Genomic DNA, 13230 nt, shown 5'->3' on the forward strand with positions numbered 1-13230 from the left:
CTGATTTTTGTCATGGACAGCTTAAGTTTTCGAAAATATTGCCGTTCATAGTCATAACGCCCAGGACAAGGGCAGTGAACCACCCCGGGTCGCGTCGCGCATCGGCATGCGCAGGCCCTCGGGGTCGGGCGGGGACTGGTTGCGGCGGGGCGCCGGGTCCGGGTTGGCCGCCGTTGGCCGTTCGCTGCGCCATATGATGTAACCGGAGACAAGCTGTGCGCGTAAACCTTCCTGTCAACGACGTGGAAACCAAGCTGCGCGAGGATCAGTACCTGATCTCGCGTACCGACACCAAGGGCCGCATCCTCTACGCGAATCCGGCATTCATCGAAGTCAGCGGCTTCTCTCGCGAAGAACTGATCGGCAAGGCGCACAACGTCGTGCGCCATCCCGACATGCCGCCAGAAGCCTATGAAGACCTGTGGCAGACGCTCGAGGCCGGCGAGTCCTGGCTCGGCCTGGTCAAGAACCGCCGCAAGGACGGCGGCTACTACTGGGTGCTGGCCAACGCCACGCCCATCGTCGAGAACGGCGAAGTGGTGGCGTATTCGTCGGTGCGCGTGCGGCCGAGCGACGAACAGATCGAGATGGCCGAGGCGCTGTACGAACGCATCCGCGAAGGCCGCGCCCGCGGCGTGCGCATCGTGCGCGGCCGGCCGGTGCGCGCCGGCTGGCGCCGCGGCCTGGACCTGCTGGCCTTTCCGTTCAAGCGCAATGTGCGTAGCCGCATGTTCCGTCATGCGCTGCTGTCGTCGGGCATCGTGGTGGCGGCTGGCGCCTATGGCCTGAACGCCAACTGGGCCTCGCTGGATACCACCGGCGCCAGCCTGGCTTGTGGCCTGCTGGCACTGGGCGTGCTGGGAATCTTCGGCCTGGGCTGGAGCCTGAGCCGTTCGCTGCTGGATCCGATGGTCGACGCCGCCAACATGGCGCGCCAGGTCGCCGCCGGCAACCTGACCACCCAGATCGTGGCCGATTCCGACGACGAGATCGGCAGCCTGAAGTTCTCGCTCGAAGTCATGCGCAAGAGCCTGGTCGGCATCGCCCAGGACGTGTACCGCGGCATCGAGGGCACCACCCAGGCGGCGGTGCACATTGCCCGCGGCAACCAGGAGCTGGCTGGCCGCACCGAGGGCCAGGCCGCTTCGCTGCAGCAGACGGCGGCGAGCATGGAGCAGCTGACCTCGACCGTGCGCCAGAACGCCGACAACGCCCGCCAGGCCAACCAGCTGGCGGCTAGCAGCATGGACGTGGCGCGCCGCGGCGGCGTCGCGGTGGGCCAGGTGGTCAGCACCATGCATGGCATCTCCGACAGCTCGCGCAAGATCGTCGACATCGTCAGCATCATCGAGGGCATCGCCTTCCAGACCAACATCCTGGCGCTGAACGCGGCGGTCGAGGCGGCCCGCGCCGGCGAGTCCGGCAAGGGCTTCGCGGTGGTGGCGGGCGAAGTGCGCAGCCTGGCGCAAAAGAGCGCCCAGGCCGCCAAGGAGATCAAGGGCCTGATCGAGGATTCGGTCGAGCGCGTGACGGAAGGCTCGGCCCAGGCCGAGCAGGCCGGCGCGACGATGGAAGAGATCGTGGCGGCGGTGCATCGGGTCACCGACATCATCGGCGAGATCTCGCAGGCGTCGCAGGAGCAGTCCAGCGGCATCGAGCAGGTCGACAGCGCGGTATCGCAGATGGACGTGATGACGGTGCAGAACACCGCGCTGGTGCAGGAGCTGGGCGGCGCGGTGCTGCAGCTGGGCAACCAGTCGGGCACGCTGCGCGAGACCATCCGGGTGTTCCGCCTGACCGGGCAGCAATAGGTCGCGGACACGCATGAAAAACCGGCCCTCGGGCCGGTTTTTTGTGGGCATCGCTTTGCCCCGGGGCTGTTCGCGCTGAAAAGGGCGCCGCGCACTGCGCGGGCCTATCTGCCGGCCAGCGCGTCGGTCACCCGGCTCATCGCCGACAGTCCGGATTCGAACAGCGATTCCAGGAACGGCCCGGAATTGGGCAGCACCACGGTCAGCAGCACCACGCCCACGATCAGGCTGACCGGGAAGCCCACCGAGAACACCGACAGCTGCGGCGCGGCGCGGTTCAGGATGCCCATGGCCAGGTTGATGGTCAGCAGCGCGCAGATCAACGGCAGGGCCAGCAGCAGGCCGGACACGAACACGGTCTTGCCCCATTCCACCACCACGCCCCAGCCATTCTGGTGCAGCTGGATCGCCGCCACCGGCAGGGTGTCGAACGAGCGCACCAGGGCCGCCAGCACCAGCAGGTGGCCGTCCAGCGCCAGGAACGTCAGCATCGCCACGATGTTGAACAGGCGCGACAGCACCGCGGTGTTGGCGCCGGTGCTGGGATCGAAGAACGAGGCGAACGACAGGCCCATCTGCAGGCCGACGAATTCGCCGGCGGTCTGCACGGCCGCGAACACCAGGCGCATGGAAAAGCCCATGGCGATGCCGATCAGCACCTGCTGCATCACCATCCAGAGGCCGGCGAACGAGCCTGGCGCGATGGGCGGCGCGGGGTCGAGCGCCGGGCTGACGGCGACCGCCAGCACGAAGGCCAGGCCGATCTTGACCTTGACCGGGACCGTCGATTCGGAGAAGAGGGGAGCGGTGCCCACCAGCGCCAGGATGCGCACGAACGGCCAGAGGAACTGGCCGATCCAGCCATTCAACTGCTCGATGGTGAAGGAGAACATGGGGACGCGTCCCGGGGGCCGGCGGCGCGCGCCGCTACGACACCAGGCCGGGGATCTGGCCGATGAGCTGGCGGATGTAGTCGACCATGATGCCGATCAGCCAGGGGCCCAGCAGCACCAGCACGCCGCACATCGCCAGCAGCTTGGGGATGAACGACAGCGTCATTTCGTTGATCTGCGTGGCGGCCTGGAAGATGCTGATCACCAGGCCGACGATCAGGGTGATGATCAGCAGCGGGCCGGCCATCGCCAGCGCGACTTTCATCGCCTGGTAGGTCATGGTCATGACGGTTTCGGCGGTCATGGCGATTCCCTATTGGTAGAAGCTCTGGGCCAGCGAGCCCATCAGCAGGTTCCAGCCGTCGGCCAGCACGAACAGCATCAGCTTGAACGGCAGCGCCACGGTCACGGGCGGCACCATCATCATGCCCAGCGCCATCAGCACGCTGGCGACCACCAGGTCGATGATGAGGAACGGAATGAAGATGGTGAAGCCGATCTGGAAGGCGGTCTTGAGTTCGCTGGTGATGAAGGCCGGCACCAGGATGCGCAGCGGCACCTGCGACGGATCCTCCAGCGCCGGCTGCTTGGCCAGGTTGGCGAACAGCGCCAGGTCGTTCTCGCGGGTCTGGTGCAGCATGAAGGTGCGCAGCGGGCCCGCGGCGCGTTCGACCGCGGCTTCGAACTGGATCGAGCCCTCGGACAGCGGCTTGTAGGCGTCGGTGTAGATCTTGTCGAACACCGGCGACATCGTATAGAAGGTCAGGAACAGCGCCAGCCCGATCAGCACGTGGTTGGGCGGCGACATCGCGGTGCCCATGGCGCTGCGCAGCAGGCCGAGCACGATGATGATGCGGGTGAAGCCGGTCATCATCAGCAGCGCCGCCGGCAGGAACGACAGCGACGTCATCAGCAGCAGCGTCTGCATGCTGAGCGAATAGGTCGCGGAGCCGTTCGGGCCGGGCGTGGCGGTCAGGGCCGGCAGGGTGGCCTGGGCGATGACGCCGGCCGGAAACAGGGCCAGGCCGAGCAGGGCGGCGGCGCCCAGCAGGGGCAGCGCGCTGCGGCGGGCGCGGGAAGGGGTCGGCAAGCTCATGATGTGGAAACGCGCGCCGCCTAGCGGCGCTTGAGCGCCTGGCCCAGCTTGGCCGCGAAGGCGGCGGTGGGCAAGGTCGCGGCTTGCGGCAGTTCGCCGGCAGGCAGGGTATGCAGGGGAGTGATCTGGCCGGGGCTGACGCCCACGACCACCCAGGTATTCTCGATCTCGACGACGACGATGCTCTGCCGCGCGCCGATCGGCAGGCTGGCGACCTGCTTGAGCAGGTTGCCGCCGCCGCGCTGCGTCAGGCCGGCGCGGCGCGCCAGCCAGGCCGCGGCCAGGATGGCCGCCAGCACCAGCACCAGGCCGATGATGACGCGCAGCAGGGCGGAGTCGTTCATCACGGACGCGGGGTCAACGACGGTTGTTGAGGCGGTTGATGCGTTCGGACGGGGTGATGATGTCGGTCAGGCGGATGCCGTACTTGTCTTCCACCACCACCACTTCGCCCTGGGCGATCAGGTAGCCGTTGACGAAGATGTCCATCGGCTCGCCGGCCAGGCCGTCCAGTTCGACCACCGAGCCCTGGCCCAGTTGCAGCAGGTTCTTGATGGTCAGGCGGGTGCGGCCCAGCTCGACCGTCAGCTGGACGGGCACGTCCATGATCAGGTCGATATCGGTGCCGGTGCCCGGCGCGGCGCCGGCCAGCGGCTTGAACACCGACTGCGCGGCCGACTGGGCGGCGGGCGCGGCCGGGGCGGGCGCAGCGGGGGCTGCCGGGGCAGGCGCCGGCGCGGCGGCCGCGGCGGGCGGCGTGGCAGCGGTCTGCTCGGCCATGGCGGCGGCCCAGTCGTCCTGGGCGGGCTTCAGGCCATCCGCCTGGGTGGGCGGATTGGCGCGGGATTGTTCGGCGAGCGCGTCGGCCCAGTCGTCGGCCGGGGACGAGCCGGAGCCGGGCTCGTTCTTGTCAGTCATGGTCGGGGGCCTCGTTAGATTCGGTATCGTAGGTAAACATGTTCTGCACGCGCAGGGCGTACTGGCCGTTAAAGACGCCGTAACCGCATTCCATCAGCGGCACGCCGTCGACATGGGCGATGACGGTCTGCGGCACATCCACGGGCAGGATGTCGCCGACCTTCATGCGCATCAGTTCGCGGATGTTGGACGGAATGCGCGCGAATTCGGCGACCACGTCGATGTCGGCACTGCGCACCTGGCGCGAAAGCTGTTGCGACCAGCGCTGGTCCACTTCTTCCAGCGTGGTTTCCTGCAGCGGGCGGGTGAGCAGGTCGCGCACCGGCTCGATCATGGAGTAGGGCAGGCAGATGTTCAGGTCGCCGCCGGTCGCGCCGAATTCGATGTGGAACGAGGTGACGACCACCACTTCATTGTTGCCGGTGATGCTGGCGAACTTGGTGTGCATCTCCGAGCGGACGTAGTCGAACTCGATCGGGTAGACGGGGTCCCAGGACTTGCCGTAGCTTTCCAGGGTCAGGTTGAGCAGGCGCCGGATGATGCGCTGTTCGGTGGTGGTGAAGTCCCGGCCCTCGACCCGCGTGTGGTAGCGGCCATCGCCGCCGAACAGGCTGTCGATGACCAGGAACACCAGGTTCGGGTCGTAAGTGAACAGGGCCGTGCCGCGCAGCGGTTTCATCTGAACCATGTTCAGGTTGCTGGGCACGGGCAGATTGCGTTCGAAGTCCGCGTACTTCTGGATCTTGATGGAACCGACGGTGATGTCGGCGCTGCGGCGCATGAAGTTCAGCAACACGCTGCGCATCTGGCGCGCAAAGCGTTCGTTGATGAGTTCCAGCGTCTGCATGCGCCGGCGCACCACGCGGTCCGGCGAGCTCAGGTCATAGGCACGGGCGCCGTCGTTGGGGCCCGCGGATTCCTTTTTGCTGTCGCTCTCGCCCGTGACGCCGGCCAGCAGCGCGTCGACTTCGTCCTGCGAAAGAAACGCCTCGTAGGCCATGCTTATTGCACCACGAACGCCGTATACAGTACGTCGGTGACATACTGGCCGTCCGGCAGGGGCGCGAACGGGCGATTGACGGCTTGCTTGATGGCGTTGGCCATATCGGTCTTGCCCTGTTGCGTCTGCACGCCGGTGGGCGATTGCGAAGACAGCACCATCAGGATGCGGCTGCGCACTTCAGGCATGTACTTTTCGAGGCGGATGCGGGTCTGCTCGTCGCTGACGCGCAGGGTCAGGCCGACGTGCATGATGCGCTCGGTGTCGGCGTTCTGCAGCGTGACCGTGAAGGCCTCGATCGGCACGAAGATCGGCGCGGGCACCGCGGCCGGGGTGGTGGGCGGAGCGACGAAGGTGGTCGGCGTGGCTTGCGGACCCGCGGCGCCGGGCTGGCCCGGCTGGCCGCCGGTCTGGCCGACGCCCAGTTGCACCGGCGCGCCGCCTTGCGGCTGCATGCGCTGCGCGACGAACCAGGTCGCGCCCGCGCTCGCGGCCGCCACCAGCAACAGCACCAATATCATGAGCAACGGGCGAAGGATTCGGCCAATGCCGCCGGAGCGTGTCGGAAGCGCGCCGCGCGGCGGCATGGTTGTGGGTTTGGAAGTCGCCATCTCGGTGTCGATGCGTGTTTTGCCGCTGATGAAAACGGATTCTTAGTGGATGAAAGCATTCTGCCCGAAATGCGCCCCCGGCTTGGAGGCGAAAAACAGGGCGAAAGCCGCGTATCTCAAGCTATTGCTGCACCGCCCGCAACCGTTGCCAGCCGCGGGCCGCGCGATTGTTACGCGAAGGTGTCGACCAGCGCATTGGCGTTGCGCGACGTGGTCACGGCGACCGCTTGGCCGTCGATCGCGCCGTCGGCCACGGCGGCGCCGTTGCCGCCACCCTGGCGCTGCGAACCGCCGCCATTCTGCTGCGCGAATTCCTGTTGCGCGGCCTGCTCACCGACGCTGGTCTGGCCCAGCGAGATGCCGGCCTGGGCCAGCGCCTGCTGCAGCTGCGGAATCGCGGTTTCGATGGCCTGGCGCACCGAGGCGTGGGCCGAGACGAACGACGCGCTGGCCACGCCGTCGGCCAGGTTGATGCTGACGCGCAGCGGGCCGAGATCGGGCGGGTCCAGGCGCAGTTCGGCGGTCTGGGTGCCCTGGCGCACGTTGTTGCTCATGACGACCATCTGCTGGCCCAGTTCGGTGCCCCAGTGGGTGCCGCCCACGGGGGTGGCGACCTGCAGCACGACCGGCACGTTGGGCACGGCGACGCTGGCGGGGTTGGCGATGGGCGCGGGTTGCTGGCGCTGCGAGGCGGCGGCGATGGCCTGGGCCAGGTGATCCTGGGCGTTGGCGGCATGCTGCGGCACCTGGAATTGCTGCGCGGTGCTGAGCACCGGCGCGTTGGATTCCTCTTCGGTGCGGGCGTGCTGCGGCGCGGCCGGCGTCGGCTCGGCGGCGGCCACGCGCACGTTGGCGGCGCGGGGCTGGGCGGCTTCGGGCGCGGGGCGCGGCAATTCGGCGGCGGGCGCGGCCTTGGCGGCGGTCTCGACCACCGGGGTGGAGCCGGGCTTGACCGCGGCGGTGACCACCGGCTGGGCGACCTGCGCATCGCGGCTGGCCAGCGCGGCGGCGGCTTCGGCCTGCTGCGCGGTGGCGGCCACCGGCGCGCGCGGCGTGGCGATGGCGTCGTTGGCGGTCAGGGCGGCCTGCACCACGGCGGCGCCGGCGCTGACGGCGGTGGCGGCGGCCTGCGCGGTGCCACGCGCCAGTTGCACCTGTTCGGCGGCCTGGGCGGCGATCTCCAGCGCCTGCTGCGGCAGCACCGGCGCGGCCGGCTGCTGCGCGGCGACGGCGAGCGCGCCGGCTTCGGCCTGGGTGGCGGTCTGCACGGCGTTGTCGATGGCCTGGGCGGCGGCGTCCTCGGCGTTGCTGGCGGCGTCACCCGAATTCTTGCCGCCGGCCGGCGTCTTGGCGCCGCTGTTGGCGGCGGGGCGCGCGTCGGCGGACGGATTGGGGCGCTGCTGGGCCAGCACGTCGGAGAAGGACGGACCCTTTTTGGTCGTGGCCGGCGCGGCCTTGGCGCCGAGGGTGTCGGCGAGCGAGGACGGCGCGGCGGGCGCGATGGCGGGAGTGGGCAGGGGAGCGGTCATGGCGGGCTTCCTGTGGGCAATTAATGCATCCCGGCCTGGCGCTGGACCAGGCGGGCGGAGTATTCGTCGTTGGCGCGCTGTTCGCGGCGGGATTCGACCACGGCCTGGGCGCGCAATTCGCGCTGCGCCAGGGCGTCGTACGAGTTGAGCTTGCGCTTTTCCTGCTGCCAGTAGAGCCGGCCCTTGGCCAGGTTCTCGTCGGCCTGGCGCAGCACGTTCTGCTGCTGGCCGATGGCGTCGTCCAGGGTGCCGATGAAGCGCTGGTAATTGTGGCAATCGCTGGCCGACATGCCGGTGGTCATGGCCTGCTGCAGGCGTTCCAGGTAGTCCTGGCGATAGTCCTGCAGCATGCCGAGCTGGCGTTCGGCGTTGGTGCGTTCGGTGCTGAGACGGCCGAGCAGGCGGGCGGCTTCGTCCGTGCTCTCCTTGGCCAGGTTGATCAGCATGTCCAGGGGCAATTGGCTAGGCATAGGTGTCCCTCAATTCAAAGCTGGCGCGCAGCTGCTCCACCGCGTCCTCGTAGCCGACGTTCTCGCCGATATCCTGTTGCAGGAAGGCTTCGAGACGCGGGTAGCGGGCGATGGCGTCGTCCAGCTGCGGGTCGTTGCCGGCGGCGTAGGCGCCCACGGCGATCAGGTCGCGGTTGCGCTGGTAGCGCGACAGCGTCTGCTTGAAACGGCGCACCACCGAGAACTGCTGCTGCGTGATCAGCGAGGTCATGGCGCGCGAGATCGAGGCCTCGATGTCGATGGCGGGGTAGTGGCCGGCCTCGGCCAGGTGGCGCGACAGCACCACGTGGCCGTCCAGGATGGCGCGCGCCGAGTCGGCGATCGGGTCCTGCTGGTCGTCGCCCTCGGCCAGCACCGTATAGAAAGCGGTGATCGAACCGGCCTTGCCGCTGGGGCCGGGCGCGCCCATGCCGGCGCGTTCCACCAGCATCGGCAACTTGGCGAACACCGACGGCGGATAGCCCTTGGTGGCGGGCGGCTCGCCGATGGCCAGCGCGATTTCCCGTTGCGCCATGGCGTAGCGGGTGAGCGAGTCCATGATCAGCAGCACGTCCAGGCCCTGGTCGCGGAAGTGTTCCGCCAGGCGCGTGGCGTAGGCCGCGCCCTGCAGGCGCAGCAGCGCCGAGACGTCGGCCGGCGCGGCCACCACCACCGAGCGCGCCAGGCCCTCGGGGCCCAGGTTGTGCTCGATGAATTCCTTGACTTCGCGGCCGCGTTCGCCGATCAGGCCGACCACGATGACGTCGGCCTTGGTGTAGCGGGCCATCATGCCCAGCAGCACGCTCTTGCCGACGCCGGAGCCGGCGAACAGACCCATGCGCTGGCCGCGGCCGACGGTGAGCAAGCCGTTGATGGCGCGCACGCCGGTATCCAGCACGGTGTCGATCGGGGCGCGCGACAGCGGGTTGATGGGCAGCGCGGACAGCGGCGCCAGTTCGGCGCCCGTCAGCGGGCCCAGGCCATCGAGCGGCCGGCCGGCGCCGTCGAGCACGCGGCCGAGCAGGGCGTTGCCCACCGGCAGGTGGCGGCCCAGTTGCGGCTTGGCGTTGCCGTTCAGCTCGGCCTTGCGCGGCAGCGGGATCTGGCGTTGCACGGGCGGTTCGCCGGGCACCACGCGGGCGCCGGGCGGCAGGCCGGAAATATCAGCCTGCGGCATCAGATACAGGGTGTGGCCGTCGAAACCGACCACTTCGGCGTCGGCCCAGTGGTCGTGGCCGCGCGCGATCTCGATGCGGGCGGCGGCGCCCACCGGCAGGCGCAGTCCGGTGGCGTGCAGCACCAGGCCCGTGGCACGCGTGATCCGGCCGCTGACCAGCCAGGGGTCGGTCGAGGCGGCGCGGATCGACCCGATCTGCAGCTGGGTCTGCCAGCGGTCGATCACGGGCACGGCCGGTTGGCCGGGCTGCGCGGGGGCCGGATTGGCGCTCACGCCGGATCCTCCCAGTGGACGTTGCGGCCCAGCGAGGCCGCGACGCGGCGCCAGCGGGTCTGCAAGGTGGCGTCGATGTCGCCGAATGGCGTCTCGGCGCGGCAGCCGCCGCGCGCGATGGACTCGTCGGCCAGGACGCGCCAGTGGCCTTCCTTGAGCTCGTCGGCCAGGTGCAGGCGGATCAGCTCGATGTCGGCGGGGTTGGCCCACAGGCGCATCTGGCCGCCGGCGGTGGGGTTGATGTGCAGCACTTCGCGCACGGCGCTGGCCACGGTGTCGGGCTGTTCGGCCAGGGTGGTGCGCACGACCTGCTGGGCGATGTCCAGCGCCAGCGTCAGCAGGCTCTGGCCCATTTTTTCTTCGAGCGAGCCGACCGATTCGGCGCAGGCCTGCACCAGCGCGTGCAGGCGCCGGGCTTCCTCGGCGCCTTGTTCGCGGGCCTGGGCCAGGCCCTCGGCGTAGCCGGCTTCGCGGCCGGCGGCGAGGCCGGCTTCATGGCCTTCGGCATGGCCGGCGGCCAGGCCTTCGGCGTGACCCTGCGCATGACCGGCCGCGTGGCCTTCGGCGCTGGCCTGGGCGCGCAGCTGGGCCATCACCACTTCGGGGTCGGGGCCCGGATCGGGTTCCGGCTCGGGTTCGACTTCGACGGGCGGCGGCTCGTCGAACGACAGCATCTGCCAGCGCCGCCAGGCGGCGCTGCGCGAGATGAGCGTCGACTGGCCGGTATCCGCTTCAGACATACGCGTCGTCTCCGGAGTTGCCCAGGACGATCTGGCCGCTCTCGGCCAAGCGGCGGGCGATCTGCAGGATCTTCTTCTGTTCGGTCTCGACCTTCGACATGCGGATCGGGCCTTGCGCTTCCAGGTCCTCGCGCAGCATTTCGGCGGCGCGGCTGGACATGTTGCGCAGGAACTTGGCGCGCAGTTCTTCCTGGGCGCCCTTGAGCGCGACCATGAGCGTGTCGTTGTCGATTTCCTTGAGGATGAGCTGGATGGCGCGGTCCTCGACGTCGAGCAGGTTGTCGAACACGAACATCTCGTCGATGATCTTCTGCGCCAGGTCGTTGTCGCGTTCGCGCAGGCTGGCGACCACGGTTTCCTCTTCGGCCGAATTCATCATGTTGAGAATCTCGGCCGCGGTGCGCACGCCGCCCATCTTGCTGCGCTTGGCGCCCTGGCCGGCCAGCACGGAATTGAGCACTTCGGTCAGTTCCGACAGGGCGGCCGGCTGCACGCCGCCGAAGGTGGCGATGCGCAGCATGACGTCGTTGCGCAGGCGGTCGGTCAGCAGCGCCAGCACGCCGGCGGCGCGGTCGCGCTCCAGGTGCACCAGGATGGTGGCGATGATCTGCGGGTGCTCGTCGCCGATCAGTTCGGCCACGGTGTGCGGGTCGAGCCAGTTCAGCGCGTCGATACCGCTGCCGCCTTCGCCGGCTTCCAGGATGTCCTCGATCAGGCCGGCGGCGCGGTCGCTGCCCAGGGCCTTGGTCAGCACGGTGCGGATGTAGTCGTCCGAGCCCAGCGTGACGGCCATGAACTGGTCGGCTTCCTGGCGGAATTCCTCCAGCACCACGGCGACGTCGTTGCGGGTGACCTGCTTGAGGCTGGCCATGGCGGCGCCGACCTGCTGGACTTCACGGGCGGAGAGGTACTTGAAGACCTCGGCGGCGGCGTCTTCACCCAGCGACATCATCAGGACGGCGCTGCGCGTCATGCCGTCCATCGGCTTGGCGTCATTTTTCATCTTTGGTCATCCAGGTGCGCAGGACCATCGCGACGGCGCGCGGATCCTTGTTCGCCATCGTGCGGGCGCGTTCCAGGTTGTCCTGGTAACGGTCGGTTTCCTTGGCGCGGGCCACGTCCTGGGCCTCGCGCTGGGCTTCGATGCGTTCGGCCTCGGCCACTTCCGGATCAACCGGCGGGTACAGGTAGTCGCCCACCGAACGGCGCACCTTGCGGTACAGCCACAGGGCCAGCACGCCACCGACCAGCCATGCCAGGATGGTCTTGAACAGCGAGATCATTTCCGGATCGCGCCACATCGGCAGCGCCGGCGGGCCGTCGTTGAACTGGCTGTTGACCAGGTTCAGCGAATCGCCGCGGCTTTCCGAGTAGCCCATCGCCTCGCGCACGAGGTTGGTCAGCTTGCTCAGTTCTTCCGGCGGCAGGGCCTTGAGGTCGCCGTCCTTGTCGCGCACGTAGTTCACCACCACGGCGACCGACAGGCGCTTGACGGTGCCGACCGGCTGCTTGATGTGGCTGATGGTGCGGTCGACTTCGTAGTTGGTGGTGGCGTCGCGGCGGTCGTTGATGGTGCCGCCGGCGTTCTGGGCGCCTGCGGTCGTCTGTTGCTGCTGTTGTTGCTGGCCTTGCTGCTGCTGGGGCTGCTGGCCCGGGCGCGGCGGCTGGGTCTGCGGCGGATTGGCGATGGGCGCCTGGGCGTTGCCCGGAGGCTGGTTGGACAGCGCGCCAGGCACGCCCTGGGCGGGATTGATGCCGCGCTGGTTCTGGTCACTGGTCTGCTGGCTGCGGATGGCGGCCTGGCCGGGTTCCTGGTTGGGGCGGTAGACCTCGGAGGTTTCCTCGCGGCGGGCGAAGTCCATCTCGGCGCTGGCCTGGGCGTGCACGTTGCCCGGGCCGACCAGCGGATTGAGGATGGTCAGGATGCGTTCGACGGTGCGCTGTTCGGTTTCCCGGACCATGCGCGTCTGGTCGACGTCCATGCCGCGGCCTTCGCCCAGCGGCGAGGACAGCAGGCGGCCGTTCTGGTCGACCACCGAGACGTTCTCGGCGGTCAGTTCGGGCACGCTGGAGGCGACCAGCCACGAAATGGCCGAAACCTGGGCATCGCTCAGGCTGCGGCCGGGGTAGACGTTCAGCAGCACCGAGGCGGTCGGCGGCTGGCGTTCGCGCACGAACAGCGACTGGCGCGGCATGGCCAGGTGCACGCGGGCGTGCTGCACGGTGTGCATGGATTCGATCGAGCGCGCCAGCTCGCCTTCCAGGCCGCGCTGGTAGTTGATCTGCTCGGCGAACTGGCTGGCGCCGAAGCGGGCGTTGTCCATCAGCTCGAAGCCGACCGAGCCGCCGCGCGGCAGGCCCTGGGACGCCAGCTGCAGCCGGGCGTCATAGACGCGGTCGGCCGGCACCAGCAGGGCGGTGCCGGTGTCGTTGTACTTGTAGGGCACGTTCATGGTGCCCAGGGCCGTCACGATGGCGCCGCCGTCGCGGTCGTCCAGGTTCGAGAACAGCACCTTGTACTTGGGCTCGCTGCTCCACATCGCCACGGCGACGATGAGCGCGACCACGGCGGCTGCCGCGCCCAGCAGGACCGGCTTGGGCAGGGCGCGTATCTTTTCCAACACGGGAAACTTCGCCAGTAGCGACGCGCTCAGGGTAGCCTGCTGATTCATTGGCGGCTCCCGCTGGCTTCGC

At 68.9% G+C, this 13230-nt stretch carries 14 protein-coding genes; 1 reads left to right on the forward strand and 13 read right to left on the reverse strand.

Features of this window, described 5'->3' with window-relative positions; translation table 11 throughout:
* Positions 1 to 215: 215 nt before the first annotated feature.
* Entirely contained in the window at positions 216 to 1811 is a 1596-nt protein-coding gene (locus AC1HFW_RS05685; protein WP_006394451.1) for a methyl-accepting chemotaxis protein, read from the forward strand.
* A gap of 104 nt (positions 1812 to 1915) precedes the next feature.
* On the opposite strand, the gene fliR is transcribed toward AC1HFW_RS05685, so the two are convergent.
* From fliR to fliF, 13 genes are all read right to left on the reverse strand, one after another.
* A complete protein-coding gene (fliR, locus tag AC1HFW_RS05690) occupies positions 1916 to 2704 on the reverse strand; it encodes a flagellar biosynthetic protein FliR (protein ID WP_238890741.1) in 789 nt (262 codons plus the stop codon).
* Between the two features lie 34 nt (positions 2705 to 2738).
* Positions 2739 to 3008 carry a flagellar biosynthesis protein FliQ gene (gene fliQ, locus AC1HFW_RS05695; RefSeq protein ID WP_025138879.1) on the reverse strand — a complete coding sequence of 90 codons (270 nt, stop codon included), beginning with the start codon at positions 3006 to 3008 and terminating at the stop codon, positions 2739 to 2741.
* A gap of 9 nt (positions 3009 to 3017) precedes the next feature.
* The gene (gene fliP / locus AC1HFW_RS05700) at positions 3018 to 3800 is read right to left on the reverse strand and encodes a flagellar type III secretion system pore protein FliP (protein ID WP_198484351.1); all 783 of its coding nucleotides are present in this window, start codon (positions 3798 to 3800) and stop codon (positions 3018 to 3020) included.
* A 20-nt stretch (positions 3801 to 3820) separates the two neighbouring features.
* Positions 3821 to 4144, reverse strand: coding sequence for a flagellar biosynthetic protein FliO (gene fliO, locus AC1HFW_RS05705; RefSeq protein ID WP_006394455.1), 324 nt, complete (start codon positions 4142 to 4144; stop codon positions 3821 to 3823).
* 13 nt (positions 4145 to 4157) lie between these two features.
* On the reverse strand, positions 4158 to 4718 hold the full coding sequence (gene fliN / locus AC1HFW_RS05710; RefSeq protein ID WP_116521463.1) for a flagellar motor switch protein FliN: 561 nt from the start codon (positions 4716 to 4718) through the stop codon (positions 4158 to 4160).
* Positions 4711 to 5718 (reverse strand): flagellar motor switch protein FliM, encoded by a 1008-nt coding sequence (gene fliM / locus AC1HFW_RS05715; protein WP_006394458.1) that lies wholly within the window; start codon positions 5716 to 5718, stop codon positions 4711 to 4713. The genes fliN and fliM overlap by 8 nt, the downstream gene beginning before the upstream one ends.
* 2 nt (positions 5719 to 5720) lie before the next feature.
* Complete coding sequence (locus AC1HFW_RS05720; protein WP_035360305.1) at positions 5721 to 6329, reverse strand: flagellar basal body-associated FliL family protein; 609 nt, start codon at positions 6327 to 6329, stop codon at positions 5721 to 5723.
* Positions 6330 to 6499: 170 nt separating this feature from the next.
* Positions 6500 to 7858, reverse strand: coding sequence for a flagellar hook-length control protein FliK (locus tag AC1HFW_RS05725; RefSeq protein WP_006394460.1), 1359 nt, complete (start codon positions 7856 to 7858; stop codon positions 6500 to 6502).
* A 20-nt stretch (positions 7859 to 7878) separates the two neighbouring features.
* The gene (fliJ, locus tag AC1HFW_RS05730; RefSeq protein WP_006385228.1) at positions 7879 to 8328 is read right to left on the reverse strand and encodes a flagellar export protein FliJ; all 450 of its coding nucleotides are present in this window, start codon (positions 8326 to 8328) and stop codon (positions 7879 to 7881) included.
* Positions 8321 to 9796, reverse strand: coding sequence for a flagellar protein export ATPase FliI (fliI, locus tag AC1HFW_RS05735; RefSeq protein ID WP_006394461.1), 1476 nt, complete (start codon positions 9794 to 9796; stop codon positions 8321 to 8323). The genes fliJ and fliI overlap by 8 nt, the downstream gene beginning before the upstream one ends.
* Positions 9793 to 10536: a flagellar assembly protein FliH gene (fliH, locus tag AC1HFW_RS05740; protein ID WP_006394462.1), complete on the reverse strand. Its 744-nt coding sequence runs from the start codon at positions 10534 to 10536 to the stop codon at positions 9793 to 9795. Before fliH ends, fliI begins: the two co-directional genes overlap by 4 nt.
* Positions 10529 to 11539 carry a flagellar motor switch protein FliG gene (gene fliG, locus AC1HFW_RS05745; protein WP_035360309.1) on the reverse strand — a complete coding sequence of 337 codons (1011 nt, stop codon included), beginning with the start codon at positions 11537 to 11539 and terminating at the stop codon, positions 10529 to 10531. Before fliG ends, fliH begins: the two co-directional genes overlap by 8 nt.
* Complete coding sequence (gene fliF, locus AC1HFW_RS05750) at positions 11529 to 13208, reverse strand: flagellar basal-body MS-ring/collar protein FliF (protein WP_479282203.1); 1680 nt, start codon at positions 13206 to 13208, stop codon at positions 11529 to 11531. The genes fliG and fliF overlap by 11 nt, the downstream gene beginning before the upstream one ends.
* Positions 13209 to 13230: the final 22 nt, after the last annotated feature.

The sequence above is a fragment of the Achromobacter sp. ISS7 genome (genome assembly GCF_056523125.1).

What these genes read in the sequence shown, in the direction of transcription:
- fliR (WP_238890741.1), bottom strand. Translation starts at nt 2,704, where the DNA reads ATGTTCTCCTTCACCATCGAGCAGTTGAATGGCTGGATCGGCCAGTTC.
- fliQ (WP_025138879.1), bottom strand. Translation starts at nt 3,008, where the DNA reads ATGACCGCCGAAACCGTCATGACCATGACCTACCAGGCGATGAAAGTC.
- fliP (WP_198484351.1), bottom strand. Translation starts at nt 3,800, where the DNA reads ATGAGCTTGCCGACCCCTTCCCGCGCCCGCCGCAGCGCGCTGCCCCTG.
- fliO (WP_006394455.1), bottom strand. Translation starts at nt 4,144, where the DNA reads ATGAACGACTCCGCCCTGCTGCGCGTCATCATCGGCCTGGTGCTGGTG.
- fliN (WP_116521463.1), bottom strand. Translation starts at nt 4,718, where the DNA reads ATGACTGACAAGAACGAGCCCGGCTCCGGCTCGTCCCCGGCCGACGAC.
- fliM (WP_006394458.1), bottom strand. Translation starts at nt 5,718, where the DNA reads ATGGCCTACGAGGCGTTTCTTTCGCAGGACGAAGTCGACGCGCTGCTG.
- AC1HFW_RS05720 (WP_035360305.1), bottom strand. Translation starts at nt 6,329, where the DNA reads ATGGCGACTTCCAAACCCACAACCATGCCGCCGCGCGGCGCGCTTCCG.
- AC1HFW_RS05725 (WP_006394460.1), bottom strand. Translation starts at nt 7,858, where the DNA reads ATGACCGCTCCCCTGCCCACTCCCGCCATCGCGCCCGCCGCGCCGTCC.
- fliJ (WP_006385228.1), bottom strand. Translation starts at nt 8,328, where the DNA reads ATGCCTAGCCAATTGCCCCTGGACATGCTGATCAACCTGGCCAAGGAG.
- fliH (WP_006394462.1), bottom strand. Translation starts at nt 10,536, where the DNA reads ATGTCTGAAGCGGATACCGGCCAGTCGACGCTCATCTCGCGCAGCGCC.
- fliG (WP_035360309.1), bottom strand. Translation starts at nt 11,539, where the DNA reads ATGAAAAATGACGCCAAGCCGATGGACGGCATGACGCGCAGCGCCGTC.
- fliF (WP_479282203.1), bottom strand. Translation starts at nt 13,208, where the DNA reads ATGAATCAGCAGGCTACCCTGAGCGCGTCGCTACTGGCGAAGTTTCCC.